The 18,586-nt window shown below is 61.2% G+C and carries 17 protein-coding genes; 8 read left to right on the top strand and 9 right to left on the bottom strand.

Translation table 11 applies throughout. The features are described from left to right. Nucleotides 1–95: 95 nt before the first annotated feature. Entirely contained in the window at nt 96–1,280 is a 1,185-nt protein-coding gene (gene cfaB, locus OCX61_RS27055) for a C17 cyclopropane fatty acid synthase CfaB (RefSeq protein ID WP_261942104.1), read from the top strand. Between the two features lie 47 nt (nt 1,281–1,327). Here the strand turns inward: cfaB and cls are convergent, their stop codons facing one another. After that, nucleotides 1,328–2,767: a cardiolipin synthase gene (gene cls, locus OCX61_RS27050; RefSeq protein ID WP_261942103.1), complete on the bottom strand. Its 1,440-nt coding sequence runs from the start codon at nt 2,765–2,767 to the stop codon at nt 1,328–1,330. A gap of 130 nt (nt 2,768–2,897) precedes the next feature. On the opposite strand from cls, the gene OCX61_RS27045 reads away from it, so the two are divergent. After that, nucleotides 2,898–3,425 carry a DUF3617 domain-containing protein gene (locus OCX61_RS27045; protein WP_261942102.1) on the top strand — a complete coding sequence of 176 codons (528 nt, stop codon included), beginning with the start codon at nt 2,898–2,900 and terminating at the stop codon, nt 3,423–3,425. A gap of 3 nt (nt 3,426–3,428) precedes the next feature. Here the strand turns inward: OCX61_RS27045 and folE2 are convergent, their stop codons facing one another. Together folE2 and OCX61_RS27035 are read right to left on the bottom strand one after the other, a co-directional pair. Further along, the gene (gene folE2, locus OCX61_RS27040; RefSeq protein ID WP_261942101.1) at nt 3,429–4,316 is read right to left on the bottom strand and encodes a GTP cyclohydrolase FolE2; all 888 of its coding nucleotides are present in this window, start codon (nt 4,314–4,316) and stop codon (nt 3,429–3,431) included. Between the two features lie 21 nt (nt 4,317–4,337). Then, on the bottom strand, nt 4,338–4,718 hold the full coding sequence (locus tag OCX61_RS27035) for a glutamine synthetase (RefSeq protein WP_261942100.1): 381 nt from the start codon (nt 4,716–4,718) through the stop codon (nt 4,338–4,340). A gap of 112 nt (nt 4,719–4,830) precedes the next feature. On the opposite strand from OCX61_RS27035, the gene zigA reads away from it, so the two are divergent. Genes zigA through OCX61_RS27020 form a run of 3 tightly spaced genes read left to right on the top strand, consistent with a single transcriptional unit; the run spans nt 4,831 to nt 7,673 of the window. Beyond that, nucleotides 4,831–6,039 carry a zinc metallochaperone GTPase ZigA gene (gene zigA, locus OCX61_RS27030; protein ID WP_261942099.1) on the top strand — a complete coding sequence of 403 codons (1,209 nt, stop codon included), beginning with the start codon at nt 4,831–4,833 and terminating at the stop codon, nt 6,037–6,039. Beyond that, nucleotides 6,036–6,662 carry a DUF1826 domain-containing protein gene (locus OCX61_RS27025; RefSeq protein WP_261942098.1) on the top strand — a complete coding sequence of 209 codons (627 nt, stop codon included), beginning with the start codon at nt 6,036–6,038 and terminating at the stop codon, nt 6,660–6,662. Before zigA ends, OCX61_RS27025 begins: the two co-directional genes overlap by 4 nt. Nucleotides 6,663–6,701: 39 nt before the next feature. Continuing rightward, nucleotides 6,702–7,673: a CobW family GTP-binding protein gene (locus OCX61_RS27020; protein WP_261942097.1), complete on the top strand. Its 972-nt coding sequence runs from the start codon at nt 6,702–6,704 to the stop codon at nt 7,671–7,673. Between the two features lie 110 nt (nt 7,674–7,783). Here OCX61_RS27020 and OCX61_RS27015 read toward each other — a convergent pair whose 3' ends face one another. Continuing rightward, the gene (locus OCX61_RS27015) at nt 7,784–8,176 is read right to left on the bottom strand and encodes a DUF3301 domain-containing protein (protein WP_027917088.1); all 393 of its coding nucleotides are present in this window, start codon (nt 8,174–8,176) and stop codon (nt 7,784–7,786) included. Nucleotides 8,177–8,296: 120 nt separating this feature from the next. Here OCX61_RS27015 and pdxY point away from each other — a divergent pair, with 120 nt between their 5' ends. Then, nucleotides 8,297–9,169 carry a pyridoxal kinase PdxY gene (gene pdxY, locus OCX61_RS27010; protein WP_261942096.1) on the top strand — a complete coding sequence of 291 codons (873 nt, stop codon included), beginning with the start codon at nt 8,297–8,299 and terminating at the stop codon, nt 9,167–9,169. On the opposite strand, the gene OCX61_RS27005 is transcribed toward pdxY, so the two are convergent. Then, a complete protein-coding gene (locus OCX61_RS27005) occupies nt 9,166–9,651 on the bottom strand; it encodes an acyl-CoA thioesterase (RefSeq protein ID WP_261942095.1) in 486 nt (161 codons plus the stop codon). The genes pdxY and OCX61_RS27005 overlap by 4 nt on opposite strands. A 331-nt stretch (nt 9,652–9,982) precedes the next feature. Here OCX61_RS27005 and OCX61_RS27000 point away from each other — a divergent pair, with 331 nt between their 5' ends. Then, nucleotides 9,983–11,743 carry a cation:proton antiporter gene (locus OCX61_RS27000; RefSeq protein WP_261942094.1) on the top strand — a complete coding sequence of 587 codons (1,761 nt, stop codon included), beginning with the start codon at nt 9,983–9,985 and terminating at the stop codon, nt 11,741–11,743. Nucleotides 11,744–11,865: 122 nt separating this feature from the next. On the opposite strand, the gene OCX61_RS26995 is transcribed toward OCX61_RS27000, so the two are convergent. From OCX61_RS26995 to OCX61_RS26980, 4 genes are all read right to left on the bottom strand, one after another. Next, the gene (locus tag OCX61_RS26995) at nt 11,866–12,273 is read right to left on the bottom strand and encodes an SMI1/KNR4 family protein (RefSeq protein ID WP_261942093.1); all 408 of its coding nucleotides are present in this window, start codon (nt 12,271–12,273) and stop codon (nt 11,866–11,868) included. A 114-nt stretch (nt 12,274–12,387) separates the two neighbouring features. Continuing rightward, nucleotides 12,388–13,245: a Tim44 domain-containing protein gene (locus tag OCX61_RS26990; RefSeq protein WP_110638879.1), complete on the bottom strand. Its 858-nt coding sequence runs from the start codon at nt 13,243–13,245 to the stop codon at nt 12,388–12,390. A 109-nt stretch (nt 13,246–13,354) separates the two neighbouring features. Next, nucleotides 13,355–15,541: a DNA helicase II gene (uvrD, locus tag OCX61_RS26985; protein ID WP_261942092.1), complete on the bottom strand. Its 2,187-nt coding sequence runs from the start codon at nt 15,539–15,541 to the stop codon at nt 13,355–13,357. A 140-nt stretch (nt 15,542–15,681) separates the two neighbouring features. Then, a complete protein-coding gene (locus OCX61_RS26980; protein ID WP_261942091.1) occupies nt 15,682–15,999 on the bottom strand; it encodes a hypothetical protein in 318 nt (105 codons plus the stop codon). Between the two features lie 220 nt (nt 16,000–16,219). Here OCX61_RS26980 and OCX61_RS26975 point away from each other — a divergent pair, with 220 nt between their 5' ends. Then, nucleotides 16,220–18,580, top strand: coding sequence for a putative bifunctional diguanylate cyclase/phosphodiesterase (locus OCX61_RS26975; RefSeq protein WP_261942090.1), 2,361 nt, complete (start codon nt 16,220–16,222; stop codon nt 18,578–18,580). Nucleotides 18,581–18,586: the final 6 nt, after the last annotated feature.

The raw sequence follows: 18,586 nt of genomic DNA, 5'->3' as shown, positions 1-18,586 counted from the left end.
TCGTTTAGAGGAAACATCCCACGAATGAACTACTCTGTTCCGGCGACGTTCGAAGTTTCAGGCGTCGTGGCCTTTTAGGGATAGGAGGAGTGTTCATGCTTGCTCAACTTCCACCGGCACTGCAAAGCCTGCATCTGCCGCTGCGGCTGAAACTGTGGGATGGCAACGAGTTCGATCTTGGCCCAAGCCCGCAGGTCACCATCCTGGTGAAGGAGCCGCAGCTGATCAGCCAACTGACCCATCCGAGCATGGACCAGCTGGGCACTGCATTCGTGGAGGGCAAGCTGGAGCTGGAAGGCGATATCGGCGAAGCCATTCGGGTGTGCGACGAGCTCAGTGAAGCATTGTTGACCGACGAGGAAGACGCCCCGCCAACGCGGCTGTCCCATGACAAGAGCACAGACGCCAAGGCCATCTCCTACCACTACGATGTTTCCAATGCGTTCTATCAACTCTGGCTCGACCAGGACATGGCCTATTCCTGTGCCTACTTCCGCGAGGCAGACAACACCCTGGATCAGGCTCAACAGGACAAGTTCGACCACCTGTGCCGCAAGCTGCGCCTGGATGCCGGTGATTACCTGCTCGACGTGGGCTGTGGTTGGGGCGGGCTTGCGCGTTTTGCCGCGCGCGAGTATGGCGCCAAGGTATTCGGCATCACCCTGAGCAAGGAGCAGCTCAAGCTCGGGCGCGAGCGCGTGAAGGCAGAGGGCCTGGCCGGCAAGGTTGACCTGCAGATTCTCGACTACCGCGACCTGCCTCAGGATGGCCGCTTCGACAAGGTCGTCAGCGTTGGTATGTTCGAGCATGTCGGGCACGCCAACCTGGCGCTGTATTGCCAGAAGCTGTTCGGTGCAGTGAGGGAAGGTGGCGTGGTGATGAACCACGGGATTACTGCCAAGCACGTCGATGGCCGACCGGTCGGGCGCGGTGCAGGTGAGTTCATCGACCGATACGTGTTCCCCCATGGTGAGCTGCCGCACCTGTCGATGATCACTGCGAGCATCTGTGAGGCAGGGTTGGAAGTGGTGGACGTGGAGAGCCTGCGCCTGCACTACGCCAAGACGCTGCACCACTGGAGCGAGAACCTGGAGAACCAGCTGCACAAAGCGGCAGCGCTGGTGCCGGAGAGAACCTTGCGCATCTGGCGCTTGTACCTGGCCGGCTGTGCCTATGCGTTCCAGAAGGGCTGGATCAACCTGCATCAGATTCTGGCCGTGAAGCCGTATGCCGATGGGCACCACGATCTGCCCTGGACGCGGGAAGACCTTTACCGTTGACCTTGCTCTGAATGAGGAAGGGGCCGCATCTGCGGCCCTTTCTTCATTCAGAGAATGGGTGAAATCAGCCGCGCTATGCGCATCCCCAACTGTTGGACACGATGGGTATCGCGGCTGTCCTCGGCGGTAATCTCGCGGGCCTGCTCGAAGTCGTCCAGCAACATCGCTTCCACCTGGTCAGCGAACGGGCGGTCTACGGTCAGCAAGGTGATCTCGAAGTTGAGCCGAAACGAGCGGTTGTCCAGGTTGGCGCTGCCGATCGCACTGACCTCGTCATCCACCAGCACCACCTTCTGGTGCAGGAAGCCTGGCTGGTAGCGAAACATGCGTACCCCTGCCCGAACCGCTTCGAATGCGAACAGGCTGGACGCTGCATAGACAATCCTGTGATCGGGCCGGGACGGGATCAGCACGCGTACATCCACCCCGCGCAGCACGGCCAGGCGCAGGGCAGCGAATACAGCTTCATCCGGAATGAAGTAGGGGCTGGTGATCCATACCCGTTTTACCGCCGAGTGGATGGCTTCGATAAAGAACAGGGAACAGGTTTCCTGCGGGTCTGCCGGGCCACTGGCCAGGGCTTGGCAAAGCACGCCGTTGTCAGGGTAGGTGTCCGGCAGGATCAACGGCGGCAGCTGGCGCGTGGCCCAGTACCAGTCTTCGGCGAACGACTCTTGCAGGCAGGCCAGTACCGGGCCGCTGATCTGCACATGGGTATCGCGCCAAGGTGACAGGTGCGGGTTTTTGCCGAGGTACTCATCACCCACGTTGTGCCCACCGATGAAGCCGAGCAGGCCATCGACCACGACGATCTTGCGGTGGTTGCGGAAGTTGACCTGAAGGCGGTTGAACAAACCTCGACGGGTAGCAAAGGCGTGGATCTGCACACCACCATCACGCAACACCTGGCTGTAGCTGCTGGGCAGGGCATGGCTGCCGACCCGGTCATACAGCACGAATACCTTCACACCCTCGGCGGCCTTGCGCAGCAGCAGTTGCTGCAGGGCCTTGCCAAGGCCGTCGTCATGGATGATGAAGAACTGCACCAGCACCACTTCACGTGCTTGTTCGATGGCGGCGAATATGGCGTCGAAGGTGGCTTTGCCATTGATCAGCAGCTTCACTTGATTATTGGCCAGGCAAGGCATTCGCCCGAGTTTCGGCATGGCGCGCAAGGCGGCGTAGCTTTCCGACTCTCTGGCAGTGAGGGCTTCCTCGACCCAGGGGCGCCAGTTGAGGTTGGCCATGGCGACGTGCATTTCCTGGTTGGCCTGGCGCCGGGCCTGGATGTAGGCGTAGAAGGAGCGCGCACCAAAAATCAGGTATGGAATAAGTGTGAAGTATGGAATGAAGAACAGTGACATGGCCCAGGCGATTGCACCTTGGGCGGTGCGCACGGTGAACACTGCATGCAACGCGGCGATCATGCCAAGCAAGTGGACCAGGCCGAGCACGTAGCCGAAGAAGTAGGGGCTGTGGTAATCCATACGCATCCTGCTTGGCGAATACACAGTGTTTAACAGAACACGTTCCATGTCCGCCTTGCAACCTGAAAGCGGATTTGGCGTCTAAGGCTGAGCCCGGCCCGTTGGCCGGTTTTTCGAGGAGCGTTCGTTCATGAAGATTCGTCTGCCACTGTTGGCTCTGGCCTTGGGCCTGAGCAGCCCACTGGTGCATGCGCAGATGTTGCAACCTGGCCTGTGGGAGCTGACTACCAGCAACATGCAGGTCGATGGCAAGCCATTACCCGACATGCAGTTCATGCTCGGGCAGTTGAAGAACCTGCCACCGGAACAGCGGGCCATGATGGAAGGTGTGTTGGCCAAGCAGGGCGTTACGATTGGCGGCAATGGCGTGCGCTCGTGCCTGACGCGTGAGCAGGTCCAGACCAACGACATTCCGCTGCAGGATCCGAAGTCCGGTTGCACGCAAAAAATCACCGACCGTTCAGGCAATGTCTGGAAGTTTCAATTCAGCTGCCCGAAAGCCCAAGGCACTGGCCAGGCGACGTTCCTCAGCGACAAGGAATTCACCACGCAGGTCAACGGCACCTTCAATGCCTCGGGCGTTCAGCAGCAAGGCAGCATGAACACCCGGGCCGTATGGCTCGGCAACGACTGTGGAACAGTCAAACCCCGTACCTGAGTTTCACCACTGCCACTGGCTGCTGGCTACCGCATCGTGGGCATGCAGGCTCTCTGCATGTTCCACGCGCAGCTTGAAGGCCGTCGCCCACTCCAACTGTCGTAGTGACTGATACAGCCGCCGAGCGGCGTCTTCACAGAACATCAGGTTCTGCCCATTGGCCAAGGCGAACGCCTGTTCGTCTGCGCGCTTCACTGCGGTCTGCACGGCGGTACCCAGGCTGTGCTCAATCCGGTTGATCAATTCGGTGACCGGTAATGACGCCAGATTGTTCTGCAGGCGCACGTTGATCAGCGCTTGGCTGCGCTGGCTATGGGGCGTCGCGACGATGCCCTTGCTACTACCGAGCCATTCCAATACTGCACTGCGCTCTAGCTGTTGTTCTGCGAAATCAGCCTCAAACTGCTGTTGAATCAATTGCCTGGCCAGGGCTGCCGAGCAGGGGCAGGTTGAGGAGTAAGGCACACGCACTGATAGTTCCACGTGGAACATTTCATTTTCTATCTTCGCTTCGAGGGTAATTGGATAGCGCTTCCAGCCGGCGAGCGGGCTGACCAGAGCAGGCCGTTTCAGCAGGTGCTCGAAAGACAGGTTGAGATAAGCCGCATTGGAAAGCCCTTCGTGGCTGGCAAGGAAGTCTGCCAGAAGACGGCGTATGGCCAAGGGCGTCAATGGCTGTTGTTCAAGCGCTTCCAGCGCGAGGTACAGGCGAGACATGTGAATACCCCGCGCAGTGCCATCCACCAGGCTGACACCGGCATCAGCCATGGCCGATAGATGATGGCCGTCGAACTGGATGGGCAGGGCGATACCGCACATGCCAACCCAATCCAGCGGGGCGGTGTGCTCTTGGGGCTGTGTGGCAATGTCCGGAAGCGTCAGGCTAGTCATGGGCGATACCAGGCAAGAAGGTCAGCGACATCCGCCGACCAGGCTGCAATGCAAATTGAAACGTTGGCCGCTGGAGCTGGAAATACGATTCAAGGTGGTCCAGCCAACACGTCGGCTGTAGCCGAACCAGGCTTCACCATCGCTGGCCAGGCCGGTGAAAAACGTCAGCGCGCCGTAGCGGCTGTTGGTCTGCGACCAAAGCCGGCGTGTCGTCGTATCGAAGCCGCGTAGGTAAAAATGGCTGCCCTCGGTGCGCACGCTGTAGTAACTGCCATTGCCGTCCTGGCAGGCGAGCAACGTTGCGCTGCGGGTACACAGCGCCAGCGAGTTGCTCTGCGCCAATGCCAGGGCTGGCAGAGGTGTGAGAAACAGCAGCAACAGGGCAGCAGGTGACAGGCGCATTTCCATCTCCGAATGACGCTTGCGACAAGTACGACTTGGCGAAATTGTATTGTTACTTTATAACATTATGCAATGCATCGTTTCGAGTGCGTCCGCCTGAAGAGGTTTCACCATGTCCAATCGCCTCCCTGTCACCGTGCTTTCCGGCTTCCTGGGCGCCGGCAAGAGCACCTTGCTCAACCATGTGCTGCGTAATCGCGACAACCTCCGGGTCGCGGTGATCGTCAACGACATGAGTGAAATCAACATCGACGCCAGCGAAGTGCAGCGCAACGTCAGCCTCAACCGTGCCGAAGAAAAACTGGTCGAGATGAGCAACGGCTGCATCTGCTGCACTCTGCGGGAAGACCTGCTGGAGGAAGTCGCGCGGCTTGCCGAGGAGGGTCGTTTCGACTATTTGCTCATCGAGTCCACGGGCATCTCAGAGCCGCTTCCGGTTGCCGAGACCTTCACCTTCCGCGATGAGCAAGGCCGCAGCCTGTCCGACATGGCGCGCCTGGACACCATGGTCACCGTGGTCGATGGCCTGAACTTCCTGCGCGACTATCAGCAAGCCGACAGCCTGGCCAGCCGTGGCGAGACGCTGGGCGAAGAGGATGAGCGATCCATCAGTGATCTGTTGATCGAACAGGTCGAGTTCGCCGATGTGCTGCTGCTGAGCAAGATCGACCTGATCAGCCAGCACGAGCGCGAAGAACTCATCGCCATCCTGCGTAGCCTCAATGCCCGCGCGCAGATCGTGCCGATGGTCATGGGCCAGGTGCCGCTGGCGCGGATTCTCGACACCGGGCTGTTCGACTTCGATCAGGCCGCACAGGCACCCGGTTGGCTGCAGGAGTTGCGCGGCGCACACATTCCGGAAACCGAGGAGTACGGCATCGCGGCGACCACCTGGCAAGCCCGCCGGCCCCTGCACCCACAACGCTTCTTCGACTTTATCCACAATACCTGGAGCAATGGTCGGCTGCTGCGCTCCAAGGGCTTTTTCTGGCTGGCCAGCAAGTTCCAGGAAGCCGGCAGCTGGTCGCAGGCCGGCGGCATGATGCGCCACGGCCTGGCCGGGCGCTGGTGGCGTTTTGTGCCACGCGAGCATTGGCCGCAGGATGAGCAGAGCACCGCCGACATTCTCAAGCATTGGCACGCCGAAACCGGTGACTGCCGCCAGGAACTGGTATTCATCGGGCAGAACATCGACTTCGCACAGTTATCCACAGAGCTCGATGCCTGCCTGCTGAGTGATGAGGAAATGGCGCTCGGTCCGATGGCCTGGCTTCGCCTGCCGGATCCGTTCGGCCCCTGGCACGCCGAGGAAGCAGCATGAAGCTGGCGCCGCGCCCTGTGGATATCCGCCAGGCGTTTGGTGAAGCGCCAAAGGTACTTACCGAGATCTTCCAGGATGGCGTAAACCTGGCCGTCTGGCAGCGCCGCCTGCCGGCCCAGCTGGAAGACTTTGCCGCCTTGGTGGTCAGCCTTGGCCAATCGCTGGCTGACCAGCGTGTACTCGATGTGAACGAGCACCAGCCGCCGCTGTTGCCGGGCTTGCTGCAGGAGGCTGCCGATCTGCATGGCTACGAGGGGTTTGTCGCCGATGTGAAGTGGCTGGTATCGGCCTACACCTGCCTGCTCGGAGCACGGCGGGTGGGGTTGCGGCTGCGGGTGCTGCAAGGGGCCATGTGCCCGCGCTTCCATGTGGATAACGTGCCCTTGCGCTTGCTGACCACCTACATTGGCCCTGGCAGCGAGTGGTTGGAAGAAGGCGCAGTAGAGCGGACCGGCCTGCATCTGGCAGTGGCGCCTGTGGATAACATTCGGCGCCTGCAGGCGGGTGAGGTGGCTGTCCTCAAAGGGGAAAAATGGCTGGGTAATGAAGGTGCGGGACTTATCCACCGCTCGCCTGCCAGCGAACAGCGGCGTCTGTTGCTCAGCCTTGACTGGCTGGCATGACGGGGCATAGTGGGGGGAAACCCGCATAGAAGCCCTGGCATGCTGCAGAACATTCCCACCCATGTCATCGCCGGCCCCTTGGGCGCCGGAAAGACCAGCCTGATCCGCCAACTGATGGCCCAGCGGCCGGCAAACGAACGCTGGGCCGTGCTGGTTAACGAGTTTGGCCAGGTCGGCCTCGATGCGGCGCTGCTCAGCCGTGATGAGGACGGTATTGCCATCGGCGAAGTGGCCGGAGGTTGCCTGTGCTGCGTAAACGGCACACCGTTCCAGGTCGGCCTGGGCCGTCTGCTGCGCAAGGCACGGCCCGATCGGCTGTTCATCGAGCCCTCCGGGCTGGGTCATCCTTTGCAACTGCTGAACCAACTGGGGCAGGCACCCTGGGTTGGGGTGCTGGCGGTGCAGCCGTTGGTGATGGTGCTGGATGCTCAGGCTCTGGCGCGAGGCGAGCCATTGCCGGAGGCTCAGCAACAGGCCCTGCAAGCGGCAGCGCTGGTGCTGCTGAATAAAGCCGATGCTGTGGATGAAGATATCAAGTTGTTGATAAATAAAGATTTTTTAAATATCCACAAGGTTTGGACCCGGCAGGGCTTGGTCCAGCTCGAAATGCTGCCTGTTTCATCCACAAGTCAGATCAGTGACAGTTCTGTGAATAATTTGCCTGAGCAAAGCCTATCCACAGCCCCTTCAGCACTGTGGATAGATCCAGCTGTGCCGATTTGTTCGGCCCAGGAGGGTGAGGGGGGTTGGAGCATAGGCTGGCGCTGGCACCCCAGTCAGCGATTCGATCCACAGCGCTTGCAGGCGTTTCTCGCAGCCTGGCCATGGAAGCGCGCCAAGGGAGTTATCCACAGCAAGGATGGCTGGCAGTCATTCAATGGCTTGCAAGGTGACTTGTCGCAGTGGCAGCCGAGCGACTGGCGCAAGGACTCGCGCATCGAGCTTATCTTCAATGGACAGCAATCTCAGTCGCTGCTGATGGATGCAATCGCCCGCTGCTTGATAAGTTAACCGGTTGGGGCTGCTTCGCAGCCCTTCGCGGGCAAGCCCGCTCCCACAGGTATTGCGCTGCTCCCGTGGGAGCGGGCTTGCCCGCGAAGGGCCGCAAAGCGGCCCCAACTTCAGTTGCGCCAGCGATTGTGCTCCTGGCGCCACTGCTGCATCTCGATCACATTGTCAGCCCGTGGCGGCGTCTTGATCTCGAACGGGTAGGGCGCCAGTTCGATCTGTACGCTGTGGGCACCGAACTGGGTCACGGTGCCGGGGTGGCGCTGTTCGCCGGTCACGGTGAACTCGAAGGCATAAACCCGAGCCAGGCGCTTCCTGCCGTTGGCATCGCGGATGAAGGCGATGCGTTTGAGCGCAACGGCGTCATCCAGCAGCTCCAGGTCGAGCTTGGCGCAATGCTGTTTGACCCGCTCCAGGGCCTTCTCGCGCAGCCCATGGTTGTGCCATAACCAAGCGCCTGCCGTGGCCAACAACATCAGGACGAAGAGATTCTCCAGGGTCAACATTTACGTATGCTCCAAACAGGTCGAACCAGCTTAACTGCGTCCCTGGCCTGTCGTACAGGTGGCAATCGAGTTCATACTGCGCGCTGCACAATCCTTGAAACAGCTTTGGAATCCGCCCGCATGAAACGTACCCCGCATCTGCTCGCCATCCAGTCCCACGTGGTGTTCGGCCACGCCGGCAACAGCGCTGCGGTGTTCCCCATGCAGCGTATCGGGGTCAACGTCTGGCCCCTTAATACAGTACAGTTTTCCAATCACACTCAGTATGGCCAGTGGGCGGGTGAAGTGCTCGCTCCAGCGCAAATTCCTGCGTTGGTGGAAGGCATTTCCAACATCGGCGAGCTGGGGCACTGCGATGCGGTGCTTTCCGGCTACCTGGGCAGTGCCGAACAGGGCCGGGCGATACTCGCCGGCGTTGCGCGGATCAAGGCGGTGAACCCGAAGGCGTTGTACCTGTGCGACCCGGTCATGGGCCATGCGCAGAAGGGCTGTATCGTTCCGCAGGAAGTCAGTGAGTTCCTGCTCGATGAAGCCGCGGCCGAGGCAGATATCCTCTGCCCCAATCAGCTGGAACTGGACAGCTTCTGCGGCCGTCGTGCGCAATCCCTCGAGGACTGCGTGAACATGGCGCGCAGCCTGCTCGAGCGTGGCCCGCAGGTGGTGCTGGTCAAGCACCTGGCCTATCCGGGGCGTACTGAAGACATGTTCGAGATGTTGCTGGTAACCCGCGAAGAGAGCTGGCACCTGCGCCGCCCCCTGCTGGCTTTCCCGCAGCAACCGGTTGGCGTGGGTGACCTGACGTCGGGGTTGTTCCTGGCCCGCGTGCTGCTGGGCGACAGCTGGCTGCAGGCCTTCGAGTTCACCGCAGCGGCCGTGCATGAGGTGCTGCAGGAAACCCAGGCCTGCGCCAGCTACGAGCTGCAGCTGGTGCGGGCCCAGGATCGCATCGCTCACCCGCGCGTGCGCTTCGAGGCGCAGCGCCTGGCGTTCTAGATCGAGTCGGTTTTCAGGTCCTGGTAGCGCTTTTCCAGTTCCTGACGGATCTGGCGGCGCTGCTGGCCCTGCAGGAAGCGGCGTTTCTCTTCGCTGGTATTTGGCTGCAGTGGCGGCACCGGCACCGGGCGGCGGTTGTCATCGACCGCAACCATGGTGAAGAAGCAGCTGTTGGAATGGCGTACCGACCGTTCGCGGATGTTTTCGGTGACCACCTTGATACCCACTTCCATCGAGGTGTTGCCGGTGTAGTTGACCGATGCGAGGAAAGTGACCAGCTCGCCGACGTGCACCGGCTCGCGGAAGATCACCTGGTCGACCGACAGGGTCACCACATAACTGCCGGCGTAACGGCTGGCGCAGGCATAGGCCACTTCGTCGAGGTACTTGAGCAAGGTGCCGCCGTGTACGTTGCCAGAAAAGTTGGCCATGTCCGGGGTCATCAGGACGGTCATGCTCAGCTGGGCGTTTCCAGGTTCCATAGTGTGCTCACGGTGAGGTTGCGCTGAATCGGGGTGGGTATCTTCTGACACTTCTGCTTCCCCTCTTGAAGATTTGCCTTCCTGTTACGGGACGTTGCCGAACGCTCTATCGTCACGCCTGATGCGTCATCAGAGGCGGCTGATCGGCCGATCTGTTTCTACATATTGCACCGGCATTTTGCAGCGGGGTGCGATGTTACCCTGAGTACGCCCATGCAACATGGGCTTTCCTGCATTCAATACAGTATGTACTTGCTGCTCGCTCGGCTTGGCCTTGGCAGAGGAGCGGTCTGCCCGGGCATCCAGCAAAGTCGAAAAGGAGTATCGCGCCATGCATGCCATCAGCTTCATCCAGGACCTGGCAGTGATCATGCTGGTCGCCGGCGTGGTGACGATTCTCTTTCATCGCCTCAAGCAGCCCGTGGTGCTGGGCTACATCGTCGCGGGTTTCATCATCGGCCCACATACCCCGCCGTTCGGCCTGATCCACGATGAAGACACGATCAAGACCCTGGCCGAGCTGGGGGTGATTTTCCTGATGTTCTGCCTGGGTCTGGAGTTCAGCCTGCGCAAGCTGTTCAAGGTCGGCGCCACGGCATTCATCGCGGCGTTCCTGGAAATCGTCCTGATGATCTGGATCGGTTTCGAGATCGGCCGCTGGTTCGGCTGGAACACCATGGACGCGCTGTTCCTCGGCGCGATTCTGGCGATCTCCTCGACCACCATCATCGTCAAGGCGCTGAACGACCTGAAGATGAAGAACGAGCGTTTCGCCCAGCTGATCTTCGGCGTGCTGATCGTTGAAGACATCCTCGGCATCGGCATCATCGCCTTGCTGTCCGGCATCGCCGTCAGTGGCTCGGTCAGCTCCGGCGAGGTGTTCTCGACGGTCGGCAAGCTGTCGTTGTTCATGATTGTCGCGCTGGTCATCGGCATTCTGCTGGTGCCGCGGCTGCTGGCCTACGTGGCAAAGTTCGAAAGCAACGAGATGCTGTTGATCACCGTGCTGGGCCTGTGCTTCGGCTTCTGCCTGCTGGTGGTCAAGCTGGAATACAGCATGGTGCTGGGGGCCTTCCTGATCGGCGCGATCATGGCCGAGTCGCGCCAGCTGCTGAAGATCGAACGCCTGATCGAACCCGTTCGCGACCTGTTCAGCGCGATCTTCTTCGTCGCCATCGGCCTGATGATTGACCCACAGGTGCTGGTCGACTACGCCTGGCCGATCGTGGTCATCACCCTTGCGGTGGTGCTGGGCAAGATGCTGTCGTGCGGCATGGGCGCATTCATTGCCGGTAACGATGGCCGTACCTCGCTGCGGGTGGGCATGGGTCTTTCGCAGATTGGCGAATTCTCCTTCATCATCGCGGCTTTGGGGATGACCTTGCAGGTCACCAGTGACTTCCTTTATCCGGTGGCGGTGGCGGTTTCGGCCATCACCACGCTGCTGACGCCATACCTGATCCGCGCCGCCGATCCGCTGTCGCAAAAGCTCGGCAACATCGTGCCAAGGCGCCTGGCACGGGTGCTGTCACTCTATGGAGAGTGGTTGCGCAACATTCAGCCGCAAGGCGAAAGCGCCATGCTGGCGGCGATGATCCGGCGCATCCTGCTGCAGGTCGGCGTCAACCTGGCGTTGGTGATCGCCATCTTCTTCAGCGGCGGTTATTTCGCCGGGCGCATCGGCAGTTGGCTCAATGAGTGGGTGACGGATGTCAGCCAGCAGAAGGCGCTGATCTGGGGCGCGGCGCTGCTGCTGTCGCTACCGTTTCTGATTGCCGCCTATCGCAAGCTCAAGGCACTGTCGATGCTGTTGGCCGAGATGGGGGTTAAGCCGGAAATGGCCGGGCGGCATACCCAGCGCGTGCGTCGCGTGGTTGCCGAGGTGATTCCGCTGCTGTCGTTGCTGGTGATCTTCCTGCTGCTGTCGGCATTGTCGGCCAGCATCCTGCCGACCAGCGAGCTGTTGCTGGTGATCGCAGTGGTCGCGGCAGTGGTGGTGGCGTTGCTGTGGCGCTGGTTCATCCGCGTGCATTCACGGATGCAGATCGCCTTGCTGGAGACGCTGGAGAACAGTCGAGATCATTCACACTGAGGGCAAGCCCTCTGCGCAAGATTTCACCGTCGTCCGAGGGGATGGAGCGGTAACGATGTCGCCAGGCGCAGAAAGCCTGGCGATTTTACCTGCATTGATGGCACTAAGCCATTTTCAGTGGGTCAGCTTTCCAGCCACACGTCCCGTGCCCAGTGCCACACCGATTCCCAGCTTTCTTCGGCAATGGCTTCTTCGTCGCCATCCCACAGCACTACGGTGCCATCTTCCTCGACGCAGTAGTAGTTGTTGCCGTCCTCGCACAGCGGAATCAGGTCGCGCGGAACACCGGCGTCCCAGGCGTTGGCGGCGACGTCGGGCAGGTAGGTGTGGGATTGCGGGTCGGTGCAGGTCACCGGCTCAAGCGAGCCGTACACCACATCGCTGACGGTCAGCAGAAACTCCTTGAACACGAACGGAATGTTGATGAACAGCTGTTCCTCGATCTCGACCAGTTGGTCCTCATCGGGAAGCTCCAGCGGCACCGGCACGGGTTCATTGGCTTCACGGAGTTGTTCGATCACTTCTTCCACGGTTTACATCCTCTGACCTTGATGACAACGCTGCGCGTTATACCCTAGTAGCCCGCTCTGGCAAAAGCAAAAACCCCGGGACAGGCCCGGGGTTTTTTGTGCAACGTGTGACGGTTAACCGTTTTGACGGATACCGGCGACCAGCCAAGGCTGGTTCTCGCCCTGGGCGCGAACCATGTGCCAGCTTTCGCTGAAGGCCTCGCCCTGGTCGAAGCGCGAGGTCTTCGACACGCCACGGAAGGTCAGGGTGGCGTCGGTGCGGTCGGCGCGATCGTCGACACCGTCCAGTTGTACGTCGAGGTCATCGATGTAGGTGGACTGGAAGCCATCACCCAGGTCGGCACGCTCGCGCTTGAGGAACTCGAGCATCTGCGGGGTGACGAACTCGGCGATCTTGTCCATTTCGTTGGCATCCCAGTGCTGCTGCAGCGACTGGAAGTGGCTGCGGGCTGCGGCCAGGAAGCTCTGCTCGTTGAACCACGCCGGTGCGTTGATCACCGGGGCGGCTGCGGCAGCAGGGGCAGCCGAACCACCGAAGATCGACGGCTGAGCAGGCTGCTGGCCATGCGCTTCACGCTGGAACGGCGCGTGGCCCGGCGCGGCCATTTGCGGCTGCTGCTGGCGACGGCGTGCGGCAATGAAGCGGAACACCAGGAAGGCGATCAGGCCCATGATCAGGAAGTCCATGATCTGCATGCCCTGGAAGCCGTCACCCATGAACATGGAAGCCAGCAGGCCACCGGCGGCGAGGCCGGCCAGAGGGCCCAGCCAGCGCGAAGCACCGCTGGCGGCGGCCGGGGCGCGGCCAGGAGCGGTCGGCGCGGCAGCAGGCGTGGTTGGCGTAGCCTGGCGGGTCTGGTGGATAGGCGCGGCGCCCGAGCTCTTGCCGCCGCCAAATCGCTTGGCGTTGGCGTCCAGGCTCAGCGTCAGGCCGACGCAGAGCGCCAGTGCGATGCTAAGAAAACGTTGCATAAATGGGATTTCCCCTGTTGTGGATTGCACGCGCGCCATGGTGCACAGGTTCCTGTGCACATGACCAGCGACAAGATGTTTCCAGCTTTTGCCTGAATGGTTCGAGGCTTTAGATGGCCTCGAGCTTGGCGTACCCCAGCATGAGCCATTTGCTGCCTTCGGCAAAGTTCACCTGCACCCGCGCCTGGGCACCGGAACCCTCGAAGTTGAGGATGACCCCTTCGCCAAACACCGCGTGCTGCACGCGCTGGCCCAGGTTGAAGGCGGTCTGCGGAATATTGGCATTGGCAAACAGGTTGCTGTTGGTGCTCGTCGAACCGCCGAATGGTCGGCTGACACTGTTGGAAAGTCGTACTTCCTGAACCAGTCCGCTCGGAATCTCACGTACGAAACGAGACACCTTGTTGTAGGTTTCGCTGCCATAGAGGCGACGGGTCTCGGCATAGGTCATGATCAGCTGGCGCATGGCGCGGGTGATACCCACGTAGGCCAGGCGGCGTTCCTCTTCCAGGCGGCCGGGTTCTTCCAGGCTCATCTTGTGCGGGAACAGGCCTTCTTCCATGCCTACCAGGAACACGTATGGGAATTCCAGGCCCTTGGCGCTGTGCAGGGTCATCAATTGGATGCTGTCTTCGTGCTCGTCCGCCTGGGTGTCGCCGGCTTCCAGCGAGGCATGGCCCAGGAATGCCGACAGCGGCGACAGGTCGGCGTCGTCTTCGCTGGTTTCGAAGTTGCGCGCGGCGCTGACCAGTTCCTCAAGGTTTTCTACCCGTGCCTGGCCCTTTTCACCCTTTTCTTCCTGGTGATAGATGATCAGGCCGGACTGCTCGATGGCGGTCTGGGTCATGGTGTGCAGCGGCATGTCGGCGACCTTGCTGGCCAGGCCCTCGATCAACTCGATGAAGGCACCCAGGGCAGAGGCCGCGCGGCCTTTCAGCGCCTTGGCGGCCAGCAGCTGGCACATGGCTTCCCACATCGACAGCTGGCTGTGGCGGGCATGCTCGCGAATGGCCTCGACGGTTTTCTCGCCGATTCCACGGGGTGGCACGTTGATCACCCGCTCCAGGGCCGCATCGTTGCCGCGGCCCTCGATCAGGCGCAGGTAGGCCATGGCATTCTTGATTTCGGCGCGTTCGAAGAAGCGCTGGCCACCGTAGATGCGATAGGGGATGCGTTCGCGCAGCAAGGCTTCTTCCAGCACCCGCGACTGGGCGTTGGAGCGATACAGGATGGCGATGTCGCTGCGCGCGTTGCCTTGCTTGATCAGGCTCTCGATGGTCTCGACCACATAGCGCGCTTCATCGTGTTCGTTGTAGGCGGCGTACAGCGTCAGCGGCTCGCCTTCACCCATGTCGGTCCACAGTTCCTTGCCCAGGCGCCCGCTGTTGTTGGCGATCAGCGCGTTGGCGGCCTTGAGGATGCCGCCGGTGGAGCGGTAGTTCTGCTCCAGGCGGATCATCTCGGCATCAGGGAAGTCGGCGGTGTACTGGTGAATGTTTTCGATCTTGGCACCGCGCCAACCGTAGATGGACTGGTCGTCGTCGCCCACAGCCATCAGGCTGCCACCATTCTTGCCCGCCAGCAGGCGCAGCCAGGCGTACTGCACGGCGTTGGTGTCCTGGAACTCGTCCACCAGCAGGTGACGGAAGCGCCGCTGGTAGTGTTCCAGCAAGCCAGGGTGGTCGCGCCACAGGTCGAGGGCGCGCAGCAGCAATTCGGAGAAGTCGATGACCCCGGCGCGTTCGCAGGCCTGTTCATAGGCGCTGTAGACATCGCGCATGGTCTGCAGGAACAGGTCGCCGCTGGCCTGGATGTGTTGCGGGCGCAGGCCCTCGTCCTTTTGCCCGTTGATGAACCACTGGGCCTGACGCGCCGGCCATTTCTGCTCGTCCAGGCCGAGTTCGCGCATGACGCGCTTGATCAGCCGTTGCTGATCATCGCTGTCGAGGATCTGGAAGTTCTGCACCAGGCGTGCTTCCTGCCAGTGTGCCCGCAGCAGGCGGTGCGCCAGGCCGTGGAAGGTGCCCACCCACATGCCCGCCGGATTGATGCCCAGCAACTGCTCGATCCGCTGGCGCATTTCGGCGGCAGCCTTGTTGGTGAAGGTCACCGACAGAATCGAGTGCGGCGAGGCCTGCTCGACCTGGATCAGCCAGGCGATGCGGTGCACCAGCACGCGGGTTTTACCGGAACCGGCGCCAGCAAGCACCAGTTGACGCCCAAGCGTGGCCGCGACGGCCTGGCGTTGGGCATCGTTGAGGGAATTCAGCAGGAGGGAGAGGTCATCTGTGTGCATCCGGCCATTCTAGGGGGAGGCCGGTTAAGGGGCAAACATCTACTGTATGAATATTCACCTCAAGCGCTGTCGCTCATCGAGTTCTGACGCCAGTCAGCCTGATCGCCGCATGGCTGCGATCAGGCTGACTGGCGCCAGGCTTACTTGACTGCCTCGCGGTAGCCAATTTCAACCCTTTGCGAACCCTTTGGCTCGATGATCTCGAGAGTCCTCCATGAAGTACCGCCTTCGCGCCTGTAGAAAACCTCCTTCTCGGTAAGGACCTGAAGGGCAACGCTTCCGTTATCCACAAGTTTCAACTCGAGTACTTCCCAGCCCCCGTGGTGGCGTACTTCGGGTGCTACCAGAACAGGTTCGATGCCTGTGTGGGCAACCGTCACGGTTCCTCGCACTTCGAAGCAAGTCGGCTCGCCGGGTGCATCGCTGTTGTAGGCAATCAGATTTTTGATCGTGTTCATGATGAAGTCCCTGGTAATTGAGATAGCGCTGATAGACGCAGCGCCACTTTCGCTTTCCAGGGTGGCCGATGGGATCCGGTAACATTTCAGCTATACCAGCGTCTGCTCCGCGCGAGGTAGTGAAAGATGACCAGGAGCAGTTTGGCCAGGTCTGCCGTTTGTGTAAGATCGCAGCTCGTTGAGTGCCAACCATAACAAGAACTCTACAAGAACCAGCGCTATGACCCAGGACTGCACGGCGATCGGAGTATCGCTGGAGATGACAAGGAATGTGCGCAGGCAGTTCGCCACCCAGCTCTCCGTCGAGCGAACGCGTCTGCTGTATCAAGGCTCTCTGTTACCCACATTGTTCATGCTGCTCAACGGCTTGCTCTGCGCCTGGCTGTTGTGGAGCCCTGGGCGTTATCTGCTGGTGGGCGTGTGGCTGGTATGGCTGCTGGCGCTGGTGGCCCTCCGGGTGATCCAGGTTGCGGCGTTCGACGCCGCCTCGGCGCAACGCCAGGCCAACCCCGGCTGGCGCCGCATGTTCCTGTTCGGTTCGGCATTCAGTGGTTTGACCTTGGCCTGCGCCGCGATCGCCTTGGTGCCGCAAGACAACTTCGTGCAGCAGGCCTGGGTGTTCGGCTTGCTGGGGATGGCCACTTTAAGTGCGAGCATCGCCTATGCAGTCAGCCTGCCGGCCTTTCTCAGCTTTGCCTTGCCCTGCCTGTTGCCGCCGATCCTGTTCCTGTTCTACTTCGAGGCGGGGCAGCAGCGTGGCTGGGGCTGGCTTGGCCTGATTTTGCTGGCGGCGCTGGTGGTGGTGGCCTGGCAGGTCAACCGGCTACTCGACCGCAGCCTGCTGCGGCGCTTCCAGAATCAGGCGTTGAACCAGGACCTGCTACGGATCTCCGCGCAGAAGGTGCTCGAAGAACAGCAGCGCCTGGCGGCCACGGTGTTCGAAGCCTGCAATGAAGGCGTGGTGATTCTGAGTGCCGAATTCGTGGTGCTTGCAGTGAATCAGGCCTACTGCCAGATGACCGGCTACAACCGTTCCGAGCTACTGGCGCGCGAATGGTTCGAGTTGCCGTGCCATAGCGATGCGCGCCGGCACAGCCAGGCCATCGAGTCGGCGCTGGCGCAGCAAGGCGGCTGGCAGGCTGAGCTGGTAGAGGCGCGCAAGCACGGCGAGTTGCATCCGCAACGGTTGCAACTGACGGCTGTGCGCGACACCCAGGGCCAGTTGAGCCAGGTGGTCGGATTCTTCACCGACCTGTCTTCGCGGCGGGCCTCCGAGGAGCGCTTGCGCTACCTGGCGCACTACGACGAATTGAGCGGGCTGGCCAACCGTTCACTGTTCCGCCTGCGTCTGCAGGAAGCCGCTCAACGCGTGCGCAGCAACGGCCGCAGCCTCGCCCTGCTGCATGTCGATCTGGACCGCTTCAAGCTACTCAATGAAAGCCTGGGTCATGAGCTGGCCGATCAGCTGATTCGCAAGATTGCCCGGCGAATTGTCAGCACCGTTCCCGAGGCAGATACCGTGGCGCGGCTTTCTGGCGATGAGTTTGCCGTCCTGTTCGATGGTTACAGCAACCTGTCGAGCCTGGTGCGGGTCACCACCCGGTTGTTGAACAAGCTGCGCAAGCCGCAGCGGCTCGACGGGCACGAGGTCGTGGTCAGCGCTTCGGTGGGCATCAGTGTGCTGTCCGACGCCACGCTCGATGCCGATGCCCTGATCAGCCAGGCAGACATGGCCAAGCAGCATGCCAAGCATCTGGGCGGCGACAACTTCCAGTTCTATACCGAGAGCCTGCGCGCCAGCACTCTCGAGCGCCTGCAGCTGGAGAACCAGCTACGCAAGGCCATCGATGAAGAACAACTCATGGTCTTTTACCAGCCCAAGCTGTGCCTGCTCAGTGGGCGTCTGCATGCCGCCGAGGCCCTGGTGCGCTGGCAACATCCAGGGTGGGGCATGGTGCCCCCAGGGGAGTTCATCGGCCTGGCCGAAGAAACCGGGCTGATTGCCCCTATCGGCGAGTTCGTGCTCCGCCATGCCTGCAGGCAGGCTCGCGATTGGCAGCGCCAGGGGCTGGAGGTGCGGGTTTCGGTCAACCTGTCGGTGTACCAGTTGCGCCAGGGCAAGCTGGTCAGCCTGGTGCGTCAGGTGCTTGAGGAGACCGGCCTGGCACCGCACCTTCTGGAGCTGGAGCTTACCGAAAGCCAGCTGCTGGACAGCGTCGAGCACATCATCGCGACCTTCGAGCAATTGCACGCGCTGGGGGTGAAACTGGCCATCGACGATTTTGGCACCGGCTATTCGTCATTGAGCTACCTCAAGCGGTTGCCGGTGGACTATGTGAAGATCGACCAGGCATTCATCCGCGGCTTGCACGAAGGCAGCCAGGATGCGGCCATTACCCAGGCAATCATCACCCTGTCCAGGAGCCTGGGCCTGAAGGTGGTGGCGGAAGGGGTGGAAACGGCGGAACAGCTGGCGTTCCTGCGGGAACACGCGTGTGATGAGGCCCAGGGCTACCTGATCAGCAGGCCTGTCCCGGAGCCTGAGTTCAGGCAGATGCTTGCCCGCCCTTGGACGCATTGAGGCAAG

Source organism: Pseudomonas sp. LRP2-20 (genome assembly GCF_024349685.1).
Lineage (GTDB): Bacteria > Pseudomonadota > Gammaproteobacteria > Pseudomonadales > Pseudomonadaceae > Aquipseudomonas.
This window is presented reverse-complemented; position numbering and strand designations above follow the sequence as displayed.

What these genes read in the sequence shown, in the direction of transcription:
- cfaB (WP_261942104.1), top strand. Translation starts at nt 96, where the DNA reads ATGCTTGCTCAACTTCCACCGGCACTGCAAAGCCTGCATCTGCCGCTG.
- cls (WP_261942103.1), bottom strand. Translation starts at nt 2,767, where the DNA reads ATGGATTACCACAGCCCCTACTTCTTCGGCTACGTGCTCGGCCTGGTC.
- OCX61_RS27045 (WP_261942102.1), top strand. Translation starts at nt 2,898, where the DNA reads ATGAAGATTCGTCTGCCACTGTTGGCTCTGGCCTTGGGCCTGAGCAGC.
- folE2 (WP_261942101.1), bottom strand. Translation starts at nt 4,316, where the DNA reads ATGACTAGCCTGACGCTTCCGGACATTGCCACACAGCCCCAAGAGCAC.
- OCX61_RS27035 (WP_261942100.1), bottom strand. Translation starts at nt 4,718, where the DNA reads ATGCGCCTGTCACCTGCTGCCCTGTTGCTGCTGTTTCTCACACCTCTG.
- zigA (WP_261942099.1), top strand. Translation starts at nt 4,831, where the DNA reads ATGTCCAATCGCCTCCCTGTCACCGTGCTTTCCGGCTTCCTGGGCGCC.
- OCX61_RS27025 (WP_261942098.1), top strand. Translation starts at nt 6,036, where the DNA reads ATGAAGCTGGCGCCGCGCCCTGTGGATATCCGCCAGGCGTTTGGTGAA.
- OCX61_RS27020 (WP_261942097.1), top strand. Translation starts at nt 6,702, where the DNA reads ATGCTGCAGAACATTCCCACCCATGTCATCGCCGGCCCCTTGGGCGCC.
- OCX61_RS27015 (WP_027917088.1), bottom strand. Translation starts at nt 8,176, where the DNA reads ATGTTGACCCTGGAGAATCTCTTCGTCCTGATGTTGTTGGCCACGGCA.
- pdxY (WP_261942096.1), top strand. Translation starts at nt 8,297, where the DNA reads ATGAAACGTACCCCGCATCTGCTCGCCATCCAGTCCCACGTGGTGTTC.
- OCX61_RS27005 (WP_261942095.1), bottom strand. Translation starts at nt 9,651, where the DNA reads ATGGAACCTGGAAACGCCCAGCTGAGCATGACCGTCCTGATGACCCCG.
- OCX61_RS27000 (WP_261942094.1), top strand. Translation starts at nt 9,983, where the DNA reads ATGCATGCCATCAGCTTCATCCAGGACCTGGCAGTGATCATGCTGGTC.
- OCX61_RS26990 (WP_110638879.1), bottom strand. Translation starts at nt 13,245, where the DNA reads ATGCAACGTTTTCTTAGCATCGCACTGGCGCTCTGCGTCGGCCTGACG.
- uvrD (WP_261942092.1), bottom strand. Translation starts at nt 15,541, where the DNA reads ATGCACACAGATGACCTCTCCCTCCTGCTGAATTCCCTCAACGATGCC.
- OCX61_RS26980 (WP_261942091.1), bottom strand. Translation starts at nt 15,999, where the DNA reads ATGAACACGATCAAAAATCTGATTGCCTACAACAGCGATGCACCCGGC.
- OCX61_RS26975 (WP_261942090.1), top strand. Translation starts at nt 16,220, where the DNA reads ATGACCCAGGACTGCACGGCGATCGGAGTATCGCTGGAGATGACAAGG.